The organism is Ideonella sp. (genome assembly GCF_041914305.1).
GTDB lineage: Bacteria > Pseudomonadota > Gammaproteobacteria > Burkholderiales > Burkholderiaceae_C > Ideonella.
In genome coordinates this window covers 1-15,010 of the sequence record NZ_JAYSDQ010000024.1, presented here as the reverse complement: position 1 = coordinate 15,010, position 15,010 = coordinate 1, and the positions used below count along the sequence as shown (strand labels likewise).

General features: G+C 68.5%; 14 protein-coding genes. 9 read left to right on the top strand and 5 right to left on the bottom strand.

From position 1 onward, the window contains the following. Positions 1 to 138 precede the first annotated feature (138 nt). The 4 genes from ACE3SG_RS25150 to ACE3SG_RS25135 all read left to right on the top strand — a co-directional run bounded on the left by ACE3SG_RS25150 (position 139) and on the right by ACE3SG_RS25135 (position 7,759). Positions 139 to 1,947 carry an aminopeptidase P family protein gene (locus ACE3SG_RS25150; RefSeq protein ID WP_374568987.1) on the top strand — a complete coding sequence of 603 codons (1,809 nt, stop codon included), beginning with the start codon at positions 139 to 141 and terminating at the stop codon, positions 1,945 to 1,947. 58 nt (positions 1,948 to 2,005) lie between these two features. Further along, positions 2,006 to 2,965, top strand: coding sequence for a glutathione synthase (gene gshB / locus ACE3SG_RS25145; protein ID WP_374568986.1), 960 nt, complete (start codon positions 2,006 to 2,008; stop codon positions 2,963 to 2,965). Positions 2,966 to 3,261: 296 nt separating this feature from the next. Beyond that, positions 3,262 to 5,145, top strand: coding sequence for an ATP-binding cassette domain-containing protein (locus tag ACE3SG_RS25140; RefSeq protein ID WP_374568985.1), 1,884 nt, complete (start codon positions 3,262 to 3,264; stop codon positions 5,143 to 5,145). A 352-nt stretch (positions 5,146 to 5,497) separates the two neighbouring features. After that, on the top strand, positions 5,498 to 7,759 hold the full coding sequence (locus ACE3SG_RS25135; RefSeq protein ID WP_374568984.1) for a glycogen-debranching protein: 2,262 nt from the start codon (positions 5,498 to 5,500) through the stop codon (positions 7,757 to 7,759). 90 nt (positions 7,760 to 7,849) lie between these two features. Here the strand turns inward: ACE3SG_RS25135 and ACE3SG_RS25130 are convergent, their stop codons facing one another. Next, entirely contained in the window at positions 7,850 to 8,821 is a 972-nt protein-coding gene (locus ACE3SG_RS25130; protein WP_374568983.1) for a tripartite tricarboxylate transporter substrate-binding protein, read from the bottom strand. A 149-nt stretch (positions 8,822 to 8,970) separates the two neighbouring features. Here ACE3SG_RS25130 and ACE3SG_RS25125 point away from each other — a divergent pair, with 149 nt between their 5' ends. The 5 genes from ACE3SG_RS25125 to ACE3SG_RS25105 all read left to right on the top strand — a co-directional run bounded on the left by ACE3SG_RS25125 (position 8,971) and on the right by ACE3SG_RS25105 (position 11,674). Continuing rightward, entirely contained in the window at positions 8,971 to 9,342 is a 372-nt protein-coding gene (locus ACE3SG_RS25125; RefSeq protein WP_374568982.1) for a cupin domain-containing protein, read from the top strand. A gap of 145 nt (positions 9,343 to 9,487) precedes the next feature. After that, entirely contained in the window at positions 9,488 to 10,240 is a 753-nt protein-coding gene (locus ACE3SG_RS25120) for a glycoside hydrolase family 16 protein (protein ID WP_374568981.1), read from the top strand. Between the two features lie 56 nt (positions 10,241 to 10,296). After that, the gene (locus tag ACE3SG_RS25115; protein ID WP_374568980.1) at positions 10,297 to 10,758 is read left to right on the top strand and encodes an N-acetyltransferase family protein; all 462 of its coding nucleotides are present in this window, start codon (positions 10,297 to 10,299) and stop codon (positions 10,756 to 10,758) included. Positions 10,759 to 10,776: 18 nt separating this feature from the next. Next, the gene (locus tag ACE3SG_RS25110; RefSeq protein WP_374568979.1) at positions 10,777 to 11,400 is read left to right on the top strand and encodes a hypothetical protein; all 624 of its coding nucleotides are present in this window, start codon (positions 10,777 to 10,779) and stop codon (positions 11,398 to 11,400) included. Between the two features lie 49 nt (positions 11,401 to 11,449). After that, positions 11,450 to 11,674 (top strand): DUF1737 domain-containing protein, encoded by a 225-nt coding sequence (locus ACE3SG_RS25105; protein WP_374568978.1) that lies wholly within the window; start codon positions 11,450 to 11,452, stop codon positions 11,672 to 11,674. A gap of 80 nt (positions 11,675 to 11,754) precedes the next feature. Here ACE3SG_RS25105 and ACE3SG_RS25100 read toward each other — a convergent pair whose 3' ends face one another. From ACE3SG_RS25100 to ACE3SG_RS25085, 4 genes are all read right to left on the bottom strand, one after another. Next, positions 11,755 to 12,387 carry a DsbA family oxidoreductase gene (locus tag ACE3SG_RS25100; RefSeq protein ID WP_374568977.1) on the bottom strand — a complete coding sequence of 211 codons (633 nt, stop codon included), beginning with the start codon at positions 12,385 to 12,387 and terminating at the stop codon, positions 11,755 to 11,757. Between the two features lie 116 nt (positions 12,388 to 12,503). Continuing rightward, entirely contained in the window at positions 12,504 to 13,781 is a 1,278-nt protein-coding gene (locus tag ACE3SG_RS25095) for a phenylacetate--CoA ligase family protein (protein WP_374568976.1), read from the bottom strand. After that, entirely contained in the window at positions 13,778 to 14,083 is a 306-nt protein-coding gene (locus tag ACE3SG_RS25090; protein WP_374568975.1) for a hypothetical protein, read from the bottom strand. Before ACE3SG_RS25090 ends, ACE3SG_RS25095 begins: the two co-directional genes overlap by 4 nt. A 138-nt stretch (positions 14,084 to 14,221) precedes the next feature. Next, positions 14,222 to 15,010 (bottom strand): ABC transporter ATP-binding protein (locus ACE3SG_RS25085; RefSeq protein ID WP_374568974.1); only part of this gene is annotated, 789 nt, incomplete at its 5' end.

The following is a 15,010-nucleotide window of genomic DNA, read 5'->3' as shown; positions in this document are numbered from 1 at the left end:
CTTTCTGGATTTCCTGCGGTGGCGGGACTCCTAGAATGGATCGCACCCGGCCCTCTTGACCGGGATCAAATTTCCCTGCTGCTGCGCGTGGACTGACCCGGTTTGCGCCGCACGCCGACTGCCCAACGGAGCCGCACCATGGACACCCGCACCGCCCCCGCCCGCCTTCGCATCGCCCGCCTGCGCGAGGTGATGGCCGCGAACCATGTGGACGCCGTGCTGGTGCCGTCGAGCGACCCTCACCTGTCCGAATACCTGCCCGGCCGCTGGCAAGGCCGCGAGTGGTTCTCGGGCTTCACCGGTTCGATGGCCACGCTGGTGGTCACGATCGGCGAGGCGGCGCTGTTCGCCGACAGCCGCTACTGGACACAGGCCGAGGCCGAGCTGCAGGGCAGCGGCATTGCGCTGGTCAAGATCCCGACCGGCGCGGCCACGCACCACCTGGACTGGATCACCGAGCGCGTGCGCCCGGGCCAGGCGCTGGCCGTCGATGGCCAGGTGCTGGGGCTGGCCGCGGCGCAGCAGCTGCGCGGTGTGGCCGAGCGCGCCGGCATCCGGCTGCTGAGCCATGTCGACCTCCTCGAAGCGGCGTGGGCCGACCGCCCGAGCCTGCCGACCGCCGCGGTTTACGACCACGTGGCGCCGCAGGCCCCGGTGGCCCGCCCGGCCAAGCTGGCGCTGGTGCGCGAGGCGATGTCGCGCCATGGCGCCACCCACCACTTCGTCTCGACCGTCGACGACATCGCGTGGATCACCAACCTGCGTGGCGCCGATGTCGCCTACAACCCGGTGTTCCTGGCTCACCTGCTGATCAGCCACCAGGGCGCGACGCTGTTCGTCGGCGCCGGCAAGGTCAGCGCCGAGCTGGCCGCCACGTTGGCGGCCGACGGTATCACGCTGGCCGACTATGGCCAGGCGCCGGCGGCGCTGGCCGCGCTGGGCCCGGGCACGCGCCTGCTGATCGACCCGAAGCGCGTCACGCTGGGCCTGCGCGAGGCGGCGCCCGAGGGGCTGACGGTGATCGAGGCGATCAACCCCAGCACCTTGATGAAGAGCCGCAAGACCGCGGCCGAAGCGGCGTTCGTGCGCCAGGCGATGGAAGAAGACGGCGCCGCGATGTGCGCGTTCTACGCCTGGCTCGAACAGGCCTTCGCCCGCGGCGAGCGCGTCACCGAGATCACGATCGACGAGAAGCTGACCGCCGAGCGCGCCAAGCGCCCGAGTTATGTCGGCCTGAGCTTCCCGACGATTGCCGGCTACAACGCCAACGGCGCGATGCCGCACTACCGCGCCACGGCCGAGCACCACTCGGTGATCGAAGGCAACGGCCTGCTGTTGATCGACTCCGGCGCGCAGTACACCGGCGGCACCACCGACATCACCCGCGTCTGGCCCGTCGGCACGCCCAGCGCCGATCAGAAGCGCGACTACACGCTGGTGCTCAAGGGGACGCTGCAGCTCAGCCGCGCCCGCTTCCCGCGCGGCACGCTGAGCCCGATGCTCGACGCGCTGGCCCGCGCCCCGCTCTGGGCCGAGAGCCTCGAATACGGCCACGGCACCGGCCACGGTGTCGGCTACTTCCTCAACGTGCATGAGGGCCCGCAGTCGATCAGCAAGGCGATCCCCGACGTCAACATGGCGATGGAGCCGGGCATGATCACCTCGATCGAGCCGGGCCTGTACCGGCCGGGCCGCTGGGGTGTGCGGATCGAGAACCTGGTGCTGAACGTGCAGGCGCCGGCCAGCGAGTTCGGCGAGTTCCTCGAATTCGAAACGCTCACGCTCTGCCCGATCGACACCCGCTGCCTCGACCTGGGCCTGCTGCGTGCGGACGAGGCCGATTGGCTCAACCGCTACCACGCCACGGTGCGCGAGCGCCTGGCGCCCAAGCTCAGCGGCGATGCGTTGGCTTGGCTCATGACCCGCACCGAGCCGGTCAAGCTCTGAGCCTGGGCTAAGGCCCACCGCAGCGAAGGGCGACGGCTTCAGGGCACACTCGCTGCCCATGAAGCTGCTCTTCGTTGCCGACCCGCTCACGGGTTTCAAGATCCACAAGGATTCGACCTTCGCGATGATGCGCGAGGCCGCCGGGCGTGGCCACGCGATCTACGCTTGCGAGGCCACCGACCTGTCGTGGCGGCGCGGTGGCCGTGTCGAGGCCCATGTGCGCCACATCACCTTGACCGGCGCGTCCGGCTACGGCGTCAAGGACTGGTTCAAGGTCGAAGACGAAACTCGGGCTGCGCTGGCCGAGTTCGACGCGGTGCTGATGCGCCAGGACCCGCCGTTCGACAGCGAATACTTCTACGCCACGCACCTGCTGGGCCGCGCTGAGGCCGAAGGCGCACGCGTCTTCAACTCACCGCAGGCGCTGCGCGACCACCCCGAAAAGCTCGCGATCCTCGAGTTCCCCGAGTTCATCACGCCGACGCTGGTGACCCGCAATGCGGCCGACATCCGCGCCTTTCACGATGAGCAGAAAGACATCATCCTGAAGCCGCTCGATGGCATGGGGGGCATGGGCATCTTCCGGGTCAAGGAAGACGGCCTGAACCTGGGCAGCATCATCGAGACGCTGAACCGCGACGGCGCGCAGACGGTGATGGTGCAAAAGTACCTGCCGGCCATCAGCGCCGGTGACAAGCGGGTGCTGGTGATCGGCGGCAAGCCGGTGCCGCACTCGCTGGCGCGCATCCCGCAGGGCAGCGAAATCCGCGGCAACCTCGCGGCTGGCGGCAAGGGCGTCGCGCAGCCGCTGACGGCGCGCGACCGCGAGATCGCCGAAACCATCGGCCCCAAGCTCGCCGCGCGCGGCCTGTTGCTGATCGGGCTGGACGTGATCGGCGACCAGCTCACCGAGATCAACGTCACCAGCCCGACCTGCTTCCAGGAGATCACCGACCAAGCGGGGTTCGATGTGGCGGCGATGTTTGTCGATGCGTTGGAGAACGCGCTGCCTGGTTGAGGTGTGTGCGCCAGGGCGCTGGGGAGTCCCCCTCCGCTCATGTCCCCCGCCATCGGCCTGCGGCCGCCGGCTCCTCCTAATACTTCGCTGCGGGGGACACCCCATCCCCCTGAAGTCCGCCGTCGTGGCTGTTGAAGGGTGAAACAGCCGGAACGGTGACTGCCGGGACTGTGGGGTGACTGGCGCAGCGAAGTAAAGGAGGAGCGTCAGGCAACGCCTGGCGCGGGGGACATGAGCGGAGGCAGTCACCCCACAGCCCTGGCGAGCGCCGAGCGCCGAGCGCCGACAATGCACCCATGGCCCTGCTGACCCTCACCAACGCCCACCTCGCTTTCGGCCATGTGCCCTTGCTCGATGGCGCCGATTTTTCTCTCGAAGCCGGCGAACGCGTCGGCCTGATCGGCCGCAACGGCACTGGCAAATCGTCGCTGCTGAAGATCCTCGCCGGCCTGGAGCGGCCTGACGACGGCAGCCTGCAGCTGCAAAGCGGCGTGCGGGTCATCTACGTGCCGCAAGAGCCGGTCTTCGATCATGCCTCGACCGTGTTCGACACGGTGGCCGAGGGCGTGGCCGAGGCGCGTGAGTTGCGCGCCCGCTTCGAAGCCCATGAGCCGCACGAAGACCTCGATGCGCTGCAGACCCGGCTCGAAGCGCTCGATGGCTGGACCTGGGAGCAGCGTGTCGACGAGACCCTGCAGCGCCTGCGGCTGGACGCCACCGGCACGATCGAGCAGCTCTCCGGCGGCACGAAGAAGCGCGTGGCCCTGGCCCGCGCGCTGGTGGCCGCGCCCGACGTGCTGCTGCTCGACGAGCCCACCAACCACCTGGACCTGGACGCGATCGACTGGCTGGCCGGTCTGTTGAACAATTTTCGCGGCGCGCTGGTCCTGATCACCCACGACCGCGCCTTTCTCGACGCGGTAGCCACGCGCATCGTCGAGCTCGACCGCGGCCACCTGCGGGGCTACCCCGGCAACTTTGCTGCTTTCGAGGCGGCCAAGCAGCGTGAACTCGAGGCCGAGGCCCTGGCCAGCGCCCGCTTCGACAAGCTGCTGGCGCAAGAAGAGGTGTGGATCCGCAAGGGCGTCGAAGCCCGCCGCACCCGCAGCGTGGCCCGTGTGCAGCGCCTGCACAAGCTGCGTGAAGAGCATGCCGCGCGGCGCGAGCAGCAAGGCCGCGTGCGGCTGGACATCGACCGCGGCGCCGCTTCGGGCAAGCTGGTGGCCGAGCTGGAGAACGTCTCGAAAGCCTATGGCGACAAGACCATCGTGCGCGACTTCTCGGCCATCTTTCTGCGTGGCGACAAGGTCGGCCTGGTCGGCCCCAATGGTGCCGGCAAGACCACGCTGCTGAAGATGATCCTCGGCCAGCTGGCGCCCGACAGCGGCACCGTGCGCACCGGCTCGAACATGCAGATCGCCTACTTCGACCAGATGCGCGAAGCGCTGGACCCGAACAAGACGCTGGCCGACACCATCAGCCCCGGCAGCGAGTGGATCGAGATCGGCTCGCAGCGCAAGCATGTGATGAGTTATCTGGGTGACTTCCTGTTCGCGCCGGCGCGGGCGAACTCGCCGGTCAAGAGCCTGTCCGGTGGCGAGCGCAACCGGCTGCTGCTGGCGCGCCTGTTCGCGCGGCCGGCGAATGTGCTGGTGCTCGACGAGCCGACCAACGACCTCGACATCGAAACGCTGGAGCTGCTCGAAGAGCTGCTGCAGGACTACGACGGCACCGTGTTCCTGGTCAGCCATGACCGCCGCTTCGTCGACAACGTGGTCACCAGCACCGTGGTGGCCGAGGGCGAGGGCCGCTGGCGCGAATACGAAGGCGGCATTGCCGACTGGCAGGCCCAGGCTGCGCGCAGCGCCGCGATGGCCGAAGCGGCCGCCCGCGCCGCCGCGCCGCCGCCGCCGGCTCGCACCACAGCCGAGGCCGCCGCGCCGGCGGCCGCCGCGAAGCGCAAGCTCAGCTACAAAGAGCAGCGCGAGCTGGACGAGCTGCCCGCGCGTATCGCGGCGCTCGAGGCCGAGCAGGCCCGGCTGGCCGGTGAGATCGGCGGCAGCGCGCTGTACACCGAATCGGCCCAGCGTATTGCCGAGGTCACCGGCCGCCACGCGGCGATCGAAGACGAGCTGATGGGCTTGCTGGAGCGCTGGGAAGCGCTGTCGAACCGCGCCTGATCGGCAGGTACTCAGTGGCTCATTACCTCGTAATCTGACTACACAAAAACTACAGCGCACCGCGCAAAGCAGAGGGTGTCACCTGCGGGTTAGCGCTAGAGCGGGTAACTCAGGACGGTGAGCGGGTTGTGCACTGATCGGGTGCTCACTACGATTCGCCGCTAGTTTTACTACCTGCCTGCGGCCCGCCGATGCCTTCATCGTGTGCGCCCGTGCCGCAACCTGGGGCAGCTTGCGTTCGGCGCACATCGAGTCGGCGAGGTCCAGCATGGGGTGCAGTGAGCCAGGTGGTCGGTCGGGGTGGCGGCGTTGGGCGGCCGCCTGCGCGCTGGCGTGGGGCGTGGTGGCCGGCTTGTGGGCCAACCCAGCGGCCGCCGCGATCGACGCATTGACCTTGGGCGGCCGCTATGACGGTGCCCAGGCCAACATCAACTTCCGCGTCTACTCGTCGCGCGCCACGCGCATCGAGGTCTGGATCTACAAGACCGCCTCGGGCGCGCAGGAGAAGGTCAAGTACGTGATGACCAAGGACGCCGGGACCAACGTCTGGTCCAAGACGGTGTCGGTCGCCACCTTGCAGGCCACCTACGGCATCACCGGCCCGGTCTACTACGGCTACCGCGCGTGGGGTCCCAACTGGCCCTACAACAGCGGCTGGGCCAAGGGCACCGGCACCGGCTTCTTGAGCGACGTCGACGGCAGCGGCAACCGCTTCAACCCGAACAAGCTGCTGCTCGACCCGTATGCCCGCGAGGTGAGCCAGGACATGGTCACGCCCAGCTGCGCCGACGGCACCCTCTACGCCTCGGGCGCAACCCACCGCAACAAGGACAGCGGCGCCTGCGCGCCCAAGGGCATCGTGCTCGCGGCCGATACGCAGTCCACCGGCACCAAGCCGACCCGGGCCTTCAAGGACGACGTGGTCTACGAGGTCCACGTGCGTGGGCTGACCAAGAACGACAGCAGCGTCGCCTCGGCACTGCGCGGCACCTACGCCGGCGCGGCGGCCAAGGCCTCTTACCTGGCCGGGCTGGGCATCACCGCGGTCGAGTTCCTGCCGGTGCAAGAGACGCAGAACGACACCAACGACGTCGACCCCAACAGCGACAGCGGCGACAACTACTGGGGCTACTCGACGCTGGCCTTTTTCGCCCCCGACCGCCGCTATGCGAGTGACAAGACCGCCGGCGGCCCGACGCGCGAGTTCAAGGCCATGGTCAAGGCCTTTCACGATGCCGGCCTCAAGGTCTACATCGACGTGGTCTACAACCACACCGGCGAGGGCGGCGCCTGGGGCGGCACCGATGGGCTGACGGTCTACAACGTGCAGAGCTTCCGTGGGCTCGACAACCCGACCTACTACTCTCTCACGAGCAACTTCCAGTACCCGTGGGACAACACCGGCGTCGGCGGCAACTACAACACCCACAACCCGACCGCGCAGAACCTGATCGTCGACTCGCTCGCCTACTGGCGCAACACGCTGGGGGTCGACGGCTTTCGCTTCGACCTCGCCTCGGTGCTGGGCAACACCTGCGAACACGGCTGCTTCAACTTCGACAAGATGGACAGCGGCAATGCGCTGAACCGCATCGTCAACGAGCTGCCGCCGCGCCCGGCCGGTGGTGGCAGCGGCCCCGACCTGATCGCCGAGCCGTGGGCGATCGGCGGCAACTCGTACCAGGTCGGCGGTTTCCCGACCGGCTGGGCCGAGTGGAACGGCAAGTTCCGCGACGCGCTGCGCAAGGCGCAGAACAAGCTCGGCGTGGACGTGGTGACGACCGGTGAGCTGGCCTCGCGTTTCGCCGGCTCGTCGGACCTGTACGGCGACGACGGCCGCAAGCCCTGGCACTCGGTCAACTTCATGGTCGCGCACGACGGCTTCACGCTGCGCGACCTGTACGCCTACAACAGCAAGGTCAACAACCGGGCCTGGCCGTACGGCCCATCCGACGGCGGCGAAGACAACAACAACAGCTGGGACCAGGGCGGCGACGCCTACGCGCAGCGCCGCGCCGTGCGCACCGGCCTGGCCTTCATGATGCTCAGCGGTGGCGTGCCGATGATCACTGGCGGCGACGAGATGCTGCGCAGCGTCAACGGCAACAACAACCCCTACAACCTCGACTCATCGGCCAACTGGCTCAACTGGGCGCTCGACACCAACGCGACCAACCAGAAGACCTTTGCGACGCGACTGATCGCCTTCCGCAAGGCGCACCCGGCGCTGCGCCCGGCGAACTTCTATTCGTCGGTCGACAACAACGGCAACGTGATGGAGCAACTGCGCTGGTTCAAGCCCGACGGCGGCGTGGCCGATGCCGCGTACTTCAACAGTTCGAGCAACCATGCGATCGTCTGGCGGCTGGACGGCAGCGAATTCGGCGACAGCGCGAGCGCGCTCTACGTCGGCTACAACGGCTGGTCGGGGCAGGTCAACTTCACGCTGCCCTGGCCGGGTGCCGGCAAGAGCTGGTACCGCGTGACCGACACGGCGACCTGGAACGACGGCGCCAACACCTTCGCCGTGCCAGGCAGCGAGGCCTTCATCGGCGGCGAGGGCACGGTCTACGGCATCGAGGCGCGTTCGCTGCTGCTGTTGATCGCGAAATAAAAAAGAGGCCACTCCCCCGAATGGCCTCTTGGAGGGAACGGCCGCCGATGGTCGGCCGCCGCCCAGGAATCTCAGCGTCGGTCTGGCGCCTCAGTCTGCGTATTGGCCCGCGGCCTTGATGACGGGGCCCCACTTGTTGATCTCGGCCTCGACGAACTTCTTGTGCTCGACCGGGTTGACGCGGGCGTCGGTCACGATCACCGCGCCCAGCGCCTCTTCGCGCTTGTCGAACTCGGCGTCTTTCAGCGCGGCCTTCAGCGCGGCGTTGACCTTGTCGAGCACCGGCTTGGGGGTGCCCTTGGGGGCGTACAGGCCGTGCCAGATCGTCACGTTGAAGCCCTTCAGGCCCGATTCGTCCAGCGTCGGCAGCTTGGCCAGCGCCGGGGTCGTCAGGCGCTTGGTCGTCGTCACCGCAAAGGCCTTGACCTTGCCGCTTTCGATCTGCGTCGTCGTGTTGGTGGTCTGGTCGCACATGATGTCGACCTGGCCGCCCAGCAGGTCGGTCATGGCCGGCGCGGTGCCCTTGTACGGCACGGTCGTCATGTCGATCTTCAGGCTTTGCTGCAGCAGCAGGCCGCACAGGTGCGAGGCCGAGCCCAGGCCGGCGTTGGCCAGGTTGATCTTGCCCTTGTTCGCGTCGAGCCACTTCGACAGCTCGGCGTAGTTGGCCGCCGGCAGGCCGGTCTTGCCGATCAGCGTCATCGGCACTTCGTTGATCAGGCCCAGGTATTCGAAGTCTTCGAGCGTCTTGTACTGCATCGTGCGGTACAGCGCCGGCGAAGTGGCCATGCCGATGTGGTGCAGCAGCAGCGTGTAGCCATCGGGCGCGGCCTTGGCCACCTTGGTGGCGCCCAGCGTGCCGCCGGCACCGCCGACGTTCTCGATCACGATGGCCTGGCCGCCCATCGGCTTGCGCAGCGCCTCGGCCAGGTCGCGGGCCACCTTGTCGGTCGGGCCGCCGGCCGCGAACGGCACGACGATGGTCACCGGCTTTTCGGGGTATTCGGCGAATGCGGTGCCGGCCAGGGTGGCGGCGACGAGGGTGAGGGCGAAGCGTTTCATGGGCGTCTCTCCGGAGGAGTCATCGCAGGGTGGCCCATGCTAGCGGGGCCGTTCGGCGCGCCATCTCGGGAACTACGTAAGGGTGGGCCCTGAAGTGGCGAGAATGACGGCCTTCACGCAGTTTTCCAGCCGCCTTTGCGCTGCCTCAAATGAGCCAAGCCACGCCCGCCGTCATCCGCTTTGACCCCGCCCCGGCCGCAGCGCCCGAGATCGACCACCCGCGCCCCGAGCGGCGCGAAGTGGGCGACCCCGAGCGCCGCACCTGGGTGCTCTACGACAACGCCGCCGAAGGCCTGGCCACCGGCATCTGGGAGTGCGACCCGGGCCAGTGGAAGATCGAGTTCGGCCCGCGCGAGCACGAGTACTTCATCGTGCTCGACGGCCTTTGCCGCGTGCACGACGCCGCCGGCCGCGTCGAGAGCTTCGGCCCGGGCCAGGCGGTGTTCCTGCCGCCGAACTTCAAGGGCTCGTTCGAAGTGGTCGAGCGCATGCGCAAGCACTTCGTCATCGTCGAGCGCTGACCGCCCCGGTGCCCGGCGTAAACATCCGGTCACCACTGAGTGGCGCCGTTTACGCGCCAGCGGGGGTTTTGTGCAAGCGCTTTCGCATGGCCCGCGCTAGGCTGGCCGGCGCACACACACCTGCCGTGCAGGAGGAGACCGTTCGATGAATGCCTTGTCAAACGCGCCGCGCCGGTCGGCGCTGGGCTTGTTGATCCTTGCCGCGCTGGCCGGCCCGACCGTGGCCGCGGCGGCCACCGTGCAGTTCTCGGGCTACACCTGGGAAGTGCGCCAGGGCGGCGGCGGCCCCGGCCCCAACAGCTGGGATGCGCGCAACGTCTGGGTCGATGCCAACGGGGCCATGCACCTGCGCGTGACCAAGCTCGACGGTCACTGGGCCTGCGCCGAGGTCACGATGACCAAGTCGCTGGGCTTCGGCACCTACCAGTTCCAGGTCCAGGGCCGGCCCGACCAGATGGACCGCAATCTGGTGCTGGGCCTGTTCAACTACACCACGCCCGACATCGGCCCCGACGGCACCAACGAGATCGACATCGAGTTCGCGCGCTGGGGCAACGCGTCGTGGCCCAACGGCAACTGGACCATCTACCCCGCCGTGGTGGGCCCGAAGCCCTTGTCGACGACCTTCGAGGTCTCGCTGAACAGCGACCTGTCGACCCACCGCTTCACCTGGTCTGCCGACAGCGTGCGCTATGCCAGCCTGAACGGCCTGCACGACATCGGCGACAACACGGGGCTGTTCCGCAAGAAGGCCTTCGCGCCGGCCAATGCCCAGCGCCGCATCCCGCAGAATCCCTTGCCGGTGCACATGAACCTGTGGCTGTTCAAGGGCCAGGCACCGACCGACGGGCAGTCGGTCGAGATGGTGATCCGCTCGTTCAAGTTCGTGCCGCAGTAAGCCGCACCAACCATGCGGGGGCGATGGCATCGCCCGGCGTCTGGCAGACTGCCGCGATGCCCGTCGCCCCCTCGATTCGACCGCTCGCGCCCACCGACCAGGCCGACTGGCGCCGGCTCTGGGACGGCTACAACGCCTTCTACGGCCGCGCCGGCGCGACAGCGCTGCCCGAGGCGATCACCGCGGCCACCTGGGCGCGCCTGTTCGACCCCGCCGAGCCGGTGCATGCGCTGGTGGCCGATCAGGCCGGCCGAGTCGTCGGCCTGGCGCACTACCTGTACCACCGCAGCACCACCCGGCTGAACGACGTCTGCTATCTGCAGGACCTGTTCACCGACGAGACCTGCCGCGGCCGCGGCATCGGCCGCCGCCTGATCGACGCGGTCTACACCGCCGCCCGCGCCGCCGGCAGCTCGCGCGTGTACTGGCAGACCCAACTCACCAACACACCCGGCCGCGCGCTTTACGATCAGGTGGCCGAGCATCGCGGCTTCATCGTCTATGCGCATGAGCTGTAGCGGAAGAAGGGCAGGGGCATGGTCATGATTTCTCGACGTCAACTGTTGAACGGGGCGCTGCTGGCCTCGATCGTGCCGGGGGCCGGCGCACAGCCCGCGGCCGGGCCGGACGATGCAGCCGTTTACGTGGCCTTCTTGAACACAATCGTGCAGTCCAGCGACAAAGCCGAAGACGCGGGTCGCACGGTCACGCTGGTGGTGCATCCTGAGTCGCTGGTCGTCGAGCGCGGCAGCCACATGCCCGCGTCGGTCGAAGAGGTCTTGCAGATCATGCAGGGGCTCGACCGGCTGGCGGCCGCCGACCTGGTGAGCAAACTCGCTCAGTCCACGGCGATTGCCCTCGCCCTGACCATGCTCGATGCCCGGCTTCATGTGATCCAGCCGCAGGCCAGCGACATCGACGAGATCTTTGCGAACCGTGGGCCATTCGACAGCCGCTGGAAGAAGTTCGATCAACGGTTCAAGGCGGCCCAGTCGCTGGTGCGATTGTCGGCAGTCGGCTACAACCCGCAGTTCGACGAAGCGGTCTTCTTTGTCAGCATCACGTGCGGCCCCCTCTGCGGGGCCGGCGCGCTGATTCAGGCGCGCAAGACGGCAGCCGGTTGGCATGTCACCGATCAGCAAGGGCTGTGGGTCAGTTGAGGCTGCTTCCATTGGCCACCCGTGGCCGCTTTCGACTCAGGACACCCACATGACCTCTTCTCTGCCCCCCGACAACCTGCCCACCTACCGCCTGCTCACCGGCCCTGACGATGCGAGCTTCTGCCGCCGCGTCAGCGAAGCGCTGGGGATGGGCTACAAGCTGTATGGCTCACCGTCGGCCACGTTCAATGGGCAAAACGTGATCGTTGCGCAGGCCATCGTCTGGCCGTCGATCGAAGGCGCGATCGCCAAGCCGACCGGGCAAGACGGGTGACGGCAACAAACCCGTCGGGCCGAGCGCGTCGAAGCCCTGCGGGCTGACGCGCAACCGGCCGCCGGCGACGGGCTTGCGCGTCAGCCCGCGGCTTGCGCCAACTGCCGCAGCGCCTGCTCGAACACCTCGGGCGGTTGCCCGCCCTGGATCAGGTGGCGGTCGTTGACGATGACCGACGGCACCGAGTGGATGCCGAGCTCTTGCCAGCGGCGCTCTTCGGCCCGCACCTCGTCGGCATAGCGACCCGACTCGATCACCTCGCGCGCACGCTCGACATCGAGCCCGACCTCGCCGGCGGCGCGCAACAGCACCTCCAGCGCGCCGGGGTTGTCGTTGCGGCCGTGGTAGGCCTTCAGCAGCGCGTGCTTCATCTCGCGCTGCTTGCCCTCGAGCCCGGCCCAGTGGATCAGCCGGTGCGCGTCGAAGGTGTTCCAGACGCGGGACCGGTCACCGAACTGAAACCCGACCGCCGCGCCGCGCTCGCGGATGCCGGCCCGGTTGCGGTCCAGCTGCTCTGCCGTCAGGCCGTACTTGCGCGACAGGTGCTCGGCTGCGTCCTCGCCCTCGGGGCCCATCTGCGGGTTCAGCTCGAACGGGTGGAAATGCAGGTCGACCGGGATGTCTGGGCCGATCTTGGCCAGCGCCAGTTCGAGCGAATTCAGGCCCACGGCGCACCACGGGCAGGCCACATCGGAGACGAAATCGATTTTCATCGCGGCAGTCTAGTGATGCCGCCCGGGCCTTGCCGGGCCTCCCGAAGAGGCCCGACCCTCCATGGGGAGACCGGCGCGCGGCGGCTCACGGCGGCCCCAACGATGTCAGATCGGCCTCAGTCGTACTTGCGCGCGTCCTCAATGACCTTGCCATCATTGGGCAGGCCGCCGGGGGCGACGAACTGCACCTCGCCGCGCAGCTTGGTCACGTCGCGCATCGTCTCGGCCAGCCGGGCGGCCAGGCCATCGGGCGCTTGGCCGATCTCGACCTTCAGCGTCATGCGGTCGTTGGCCATTTCGCCTTCGACGACCAGCCGGCCGCGGCCAGCCTCGGGGTGGCGGCGCAGCACCTCGGCCACCTGGCCTGGGTGGACGAACATGCCGCGGACTTTGGCCGTTTGGTCGGCACGCCCCAGCCAGCCGCGGATGCGCGCGTTGCTGCGCCCGGTCGGGCAGGGCCCGGGCAGGATCGCCGACAGGTCGCCGGTGCCGAAACGTACCAGCGGGTAGTCGGGGTTCAGCGTGGTCACGACGACCTCGCCGACCTCGCCGTCGGGCACCGGGTCACCGGTGCCGGGGCGCACGATCTCGACGATCACGCCTTCGTCGATCACCAGGCCTTCGCGGGCCGTGGTCTCGTAGGCGATCAGGCCGAGGTCGGCGGTCGCGTAGCTCTGGTAGGCCTCGATGCCACGCTCCTGGAACCAGGCCCGCAGCGACGGTGGGAACGCTTCGCCGCCCAGCATCGCCTTGGTGATCGACGCGGTCGACACGCCGGTCTCGGCCGCCTTCTCGAGCAGGATGCGCAGGAAGCTGGGTGTGCCGATGTAGCCGTGCGGCCTCAGCTCTGCCACCGCCTGCAACTGCAGCTCGGTGTTGCCGATGCCGCCGGCAAACACTGTGCAGCCGACCGCGTGGGCGCCCGATTCCATCATCGCGCCGGCGGGGGTCAGGTGGTAGCTGAAGCTGCAGTGCACCAGGTCGCCGGCGCGAAAACCGGCGGCGTGGATCGAGCGCGCCATGCGCCAATAGTCGGCCGCTTCGCCCTCGGGCTCATAGATCGGCCCCGGCGACTGGAAGACCCGCTTCGCACCCTGCGAGCGCACCAGCCCACGCCAGCCGATGGCCGAGAAGCCACCGAACGGGTCGCGCCTGGCCGGGTCGGCGCGGTCGCGCTGCTGGCGCTCCAGCAACTCGCCCTTGCGGATCACCGGCAGCGTCGCCAGCGCCGCGCGGCTGTTGATGGCGCTCGCATCAATGCCGTGCAGCAGCTCGGCGAACGCGTCGGTGCGGGCTTGGGCATGCGCCACCCGGCCCGGCAGCGCGGCCATCAGCGCCGCTTCGCGCTGCGCCGCCGGCCGGGTCTCGAGCGGGTCGTAGTAGGCATCGCTCATCGTTCCTCCTCGGTCCAGCGCGCCAGGCGCTTCTTCACCTCGTCGCTGAACTTGCGCACCGCCGCGCTGCTGTCGAGCGCGAAGCGGTCCCACTCGGGCACCTGGCGCGACGGGCGCTTGGCCAGCTTGGCATCGATCGCCGTCTCGCCGGCGCTCAACGCCAGCACCTGCGCGCCCTTCAGTTCGAAGCCGTCACCGCGCTCGGTCAGCGTGCGCAGGTCGCGCAACGAACGCTTCAGCGACACCAATGCCTCGGCCGGCTTGAAGGCCGGCGGCGCAAAACCGAAATCGTCATTGCTCATCAAAACGCTCCCCATGTATTGAGCGCGTGCGGCGCCAGCCGCCACGCCCCCAAGCGGCCACCGCGGATCCGGCTTTGCCGGTCCGCCAGTGGCGCCCCCTTGAGGGGGAGGCGCCGAAGGCGCTTCGGGGGTGGGCCATCACGCCAGCCACCTCTTGCGGCGCTTGTAGCTTTTCACGTCGCGGAAGCTCTTGCGGTCGCCGCCGCCCATGCCGAGGTAGAACTCCTTGACGTCCTCGTTCTCGCGCAGCGCCTTGGCCTCGCCGTCCATCACGATGCGGCCGTTCTCGAGGATGTAGCCGTAGTCGGCGTACTTCAGCGCGATGTTGGTGTTCTGCTCGGCCAGCAGAAAGGTGACCTTCTCGCGCTGGTTCAGGTCGCGCACGATCTCGAACACCTCTTCGACGATCTGCGGCGCCAGCCCCATCGACGGTTCGTCCAGCAGCACCATCTTCGGGTTGGCCATCAGCGCGCGACCGATCGCGCACATCTGCTGTTCGCCGCCCGAGGTGTAGGCCGCCTGCGAACCGCGCCGCGTCTTCAGCCGCGGAAAGTAGGTGTAGACCTTCTCCAGCGTCTCGGCCACCGCGGCCTTGCCGTCGCGCCGCGTGTAGCCGCCGGTCAGCAGGTTTTCCTCGATCGTCAGGTGGGCAAAGCAGTGCCGCCCCTCCATCACCTGGATCACGCCGCGCTCGACCATCGCCGAGGTGCTGAGCTTCTCGATGCGCTCGCCGCGCAGGTCGATGCTGCCCTTGGTGACCTCGCCGCGCTCACCCGCGAGCAGGTTCGACACCGCACGCAGCGTCGTCGTCTTGCCCGCGCCGTTGCCACCCAGCAGCGCCACCACCTGGCCTTCGGGCACCTGCAACGACACGCCCTTGAGCACCAGGATCACGTGGTTGTAGATGACCTCGATGCCGTTGACGTT

What these genes read in the sequence shown, in the direction of transcription:
- ACE3SG_RS25150 (WP_374568987.1), top strand. Translation starts at nt 139, where the DNA reads ATGGACACCCGCACCGCCCCCGCCCGCCTTCGCATCGCCCGCCTGCGC.
- gshB (WP_374568986.1), top strand. Translation starts at nt 2,006, where the DNA reads ATGAAGCTGCTCTTCGTTGCCGACCCGCTCACGGGTTTCAAGATCCAC.
- ACE3SG_RS25140 (WP_374568985.1), top strand. Translation starts at nt 3,262, where the DNA reads ATGGCCCTGCTGACCCTCACCAACGCCCACCTCGCTTTCGGCCATGTG.
- ACE3SG_RS25130 (WP_374568983.1), bottom strand. Translation starts at nt 8,821, where the DNA reads ATGAAACGCTTCGCCCTCACCCTCGTCGCCGCCACCCTGGCCGGCACC.
- ACE3SG_RS25125 (WP_374568982.1), top strand. Translation starts at nt 8,971, where the DNA reads ATGAGCCAAGCCACGCCCGCCGTCATCCGCTTTGACCCCGCCCCGGCC.
- ACE3SG_RS25120 (WP_374568981.1), top strand. Translation starts at nt 9,488, where the DNA reads ATGAATGCCTTGTCAAACGCGCCGCGCCGGTCGGCGCTGGGCTTGTTG.
- ACE3SG_RS25115 (WP_374568980.1), top strand. Translation starts at nt 10,297, where the DNA reads ATGCCCGTCGCCCCCTCGATTCGACCGCTCGCGCCCACCGACCAGGCC.
- ACE3SG_RS25110 (WP_374568979.1), top strand. Translation starts at nt 10,777, where the DNA reads ATGGTCATGATTTCTCGACGTCAACTGTTGAACGGGGCGCTGCTGGCC.
- ACE3SG_RS25105 (WP_374568978.1), top strand. Translation starts at nt 11,450, where the DNA reads ATGACCTCTTCTCTGCCCCCCGACAACCTGCCCACCTACCGCCTGCTC.
- ACE3SG_RS25100 (WP_374568977.1), bottom strand. Translation starts at nt 12,387, where the DNA reads ATGAAAATCGATTTCGTCTCCGATGTGGCCTGCCCGTGGTGCGCCGTG.
- ACE3SG_RS25095 (WP_374568976.1), bottom strand. Translation starts at nt 13,781, where the DNA reads ATGAGCGATGCCTACTACGACCCGCTCGAGACCCGGCCGGCGGCGCAG.
- ACE3SG_RS25090 (WP_374568975.1), bottom strand. Translation starts at nt 14,083, where the DNA reads ATGAGCAATGACGATTTCGGTTTTGCGCCGCCGGCCTTCAAGCCGGCC.